This is a genomic window from Candidatus Saccharimonadales bacterium (genome assembly GCA_036397795.1).
Taxonomy (GTDB): domain Bacteria; phylum Patescibacteriota; class Saccharimonadia; order Saccharimonadales; family DASWIF01; genus DASWIF01.
Genome location: DASWIF010000057.1, coordinates 1 through 2,440 on the forward strand (window position 1 = coordinate 1; position 2,440 = coordinate 2,440).

At 49.4% G+C, this 2,440-nt stretch carries 2 protein-coding genes; one reads left to right on the forward strand and one right to left on the reverse strand.

The annotated features are described in order from the left end of the window. Positions 1-461: hypothetical protein (locus tag VGA08_03520; protein HEX9679663.1), on the reverse strand; the 461-nt coding region annotated here is incomplete at its 3' end. 557 nt (positions 462-1,018) lie between these two features. Here VGA08_03520 and VGA08_03525 point away from each other — a divergent pair. Continuing rightward, positions 1,019-2,440, forward strand: a 1,422-nt coding sequence (locus VGA08_03525) for an exopolysaccharide biosynthesis polyprenyl glycosylphosphotransferase (protein HEX9679664.1), incomplete at its 3' end; no start/stop codon positions are given.

The window sequence follows — 2,440 nt, forward strand, 5'->3', positions numbered from 1 at the left end:
AATAGGCTGACAACGGCTCCGCCGACCAGTACGAACTTAATGGCGCTCTCTTTAAATCCATTTACCCTGCTGGCTTTACCCCCACCTACTAACTCCGAACTACCAACTACCAATATAAGCAGCTGGCCGAGCGCAAACAGGGCTAAAAACCGCAGGTTAATCAACAATCCGGCCACCGCGGCTTCAAACTCGGGTTGATAGACTGCCCATAAACTTAGGTGTAGCGCCAGGTAAGCTAAGATCAGCTGGTTGACTCGACGAGCAAATAACCGTCTGGCAAAAGCCGGTTGTTTTAGCAGCAGCCAAATGACGAGTGGCAGCAGTGCTACTAGCAAAATCTCCTTCCAAGTTTGCCAGAGTTTTATATGGCCAAAATTGCTAGTCAGCCAGACGTAAACTAAAGCGTGAAACGGCAACAGCGCCAAGATGCTTAAAAAACCGATTCTCAGAACTCGATACATTACAGTCTTAAGTTTAGGACAAAAAAACAGAATATGCCGCCAATGCAGGCTGGTTTACCAAATAAGCTATTTTCGACGCCCGCCTTCAGCGGGCTGTTCGACCCTATTTCTTTGGTCGCAAAGAAATAGGGAAAAGAAACGGCCGCTGCTGGTCAAACACTGGGCCGTTTTCATTCGCCGTCTAATCAGTCACTTGCGGAACTCCCCAGCACCTTTTACAAACACACCCGAAGCCTCATAAAAGGTGCTGGGTCAAACAGTCCTCGTTTCGTTATTAGCCGCTCACTTGAAACCGGTACCGGTTTGACCAGATGCGGATAAGCCATGCAGATGTTCGATAGGATAAACTCCTAACTGCTATCTACCATCTGCTAACTACTAACTTAAGCTGCAGATGTCTGATAGAGAAATAATAACTAATCGCTAAAAGTTCGAATTTACTTTGACTTTTATCGATACCTATTTCAGAGGGGAATCACGAACCGCCTACTGGCGGTGAGTCTAAGGGGGAGATGCTCTCCCTCTTAAAGCTGATAGCGGTGCTACAATAATCTCTAATGCGAAAGAATGCCCACCTCATATATTCGCTCGGTCTGATGGCCGGCGACTTCATCGCGCTTATCGCGGGCTTTGTGGTGGCTTACATTGCCCGGGTGAGTATTGACCATCGGCCGCTGATCGAGCAGATCCCGGCCCGCGAATATATTAAAATCTTCGCGTTGCTCATTCCGTTTTGGTTGTTAATCTTTGCCGGCTTAGGACTTTATTCCAAGTACGTTTACTCTAACCGTTGGCGCGAGCTTTGGCGGCTGGCCCTAGGCTCGTTTGTCGGCATGTTGTTTATTATCGGCTACGACTTCGTGAACGACCCAAACAGCACGATTTTTCCGGCCAGACTGGTGGCGGCCTATGCTTTCTTGCTGGGCTTTACGCTACTAGCATTGGAGCGGCAAGTTTTGTGGCAAATTAAAAAATGGTTGTACCGCTACGGCCGAGGTATTGAACGGGTAATGCTGATCGGTAGCAGCCAGCAGACGAGGGAAGTGGCCAGCCTACTCGGCGACAGCGCGTCTTCGGGCTACCATGTCTCGGCCATCGTCGGCCAGCAAAGCGCGTTACCGCAAAAGTTTAGGGGCAGGCACTTTTCAGCCCTTAACGAGGCGCTGGTAAATTTGCGGCGGCTCAAGATTGACACCATCATCCAAACTAAATTGTATGAGTCGAGCCAGAGCAACCGGCGGATTCAATCGGCTGCCTTAAAAAACCATATCGACTACAAACTGATGCTAACCGAACACGATTACTTTAGCGGCCGCAGCGCGGTTGAACTGTTTCAATATTTTCCGGTTATTCATATCTCGCCCACGCCGCTGCTGGGCTGGGGGCGGGTGGTTAAACGCGGCGTCGATTTGAGCCTAGGCCTTGTCGGTCTGGTTGTACTCTCGCCCATACTTTTGCTAATCGCGCTACTTATACTGTTGTTTGATTTTGGTCCGGTCTGGTTCAAGCAAAAACGCTTGACCCGCTGGAGCAAGGAAGCGACGGTCGTAAAGTTTAGAACTATGAAAGCTAAATACAGCGGGCGCGATCCGGCCGAGGTGTTTAATCAGCTGGGCCGGCCGGAGCTAATCCAGGAATACCAATCTAACCGAGCCAAAGTAGCGGATGATCCCCGTGTCAGTTCGCTCGGCCGGTTTTTACGCGCCAGCAGCTTAGACGAACTGCCTCAATTGATTAATGTTATTAAGGGCGACATCAGTTTGGTCGGTCCGCGGACGATACCAAAAGACGAGGCCGAGCAGGATTTAAGAGAAAAATCACCGCTGATACTGAGCGTTAAAACCGGTATTACCGGCTTGGCCCAGGTCTCGGGTCGAAGCGACCTAACAATTGAAGAACGAATCAGGCTGGATCAATATTATGTCCAAAATTGGTCGCTGTGGTTGGATTTTAAAATCATTCTTAAAACCATTGGGGTT